Source organism: Tamlana crocina, assembly GCF_012037625.1.
In genome coordinates, this window is the sequence record NZ_JAAVJS010000233.1 from 1 (window position 1) to 452 (window position 452).

The 452-nt window shown below is 46.2% G+C and carries 1 protein-coding gene; it reads left to right on the forward strand.

Features of this window, described 5'->3' with window-relative positions; genetic code table 11:
* Positions 1–452, forward strand: a 452-nt coding sequence (locus tag HC176_RS16470) for an ATP phosphoribosyltransferase regulatory subunit (protein ID WP_209309762.1), incomplete at both ends; no start/stop codon positions are given.

Below are 452 nucleotides of genomic sequence, written 5' to 3' on the forward strand. Positions count from 1 at the left end.
AAGAAGGAGATGCAGGAGAAAGGAATTTCTTCGGAAGCTATAGAGAAGATTCAGAAGGTCTTTGGACTTAAAGGAACTTTTTCAGAAAAAATTGAGGTGCTAAAAGACATTTTAGAGCCTTCAGAAGTTGGCCGTAAAGGTATTGAGGAATTGGAATTCATCAACAGCGCCATCGAGGAGCTGAAGCTAAATACCGCCACTCTCGACCTGGATGTGACTCTCGCCCGCGGACTAAACTATTACACCGGAGCCATTTTTGAGGTCGCAGCCCCAAAAGGAGTGGCTATGGGTTCTATTGGCGGCGGAGGAAGGTATGACGACCTCACCGGAATTTTTGGAATGAGTGGCGTAAGCGGAGTGGGAATTTCCTTTGGATTGGACAGGATCTACCTCGTGCTGGAAGAACTTGATCTTTTCCCCGAAACTGTTTCGGGTAATATTAAGGCTCTGTT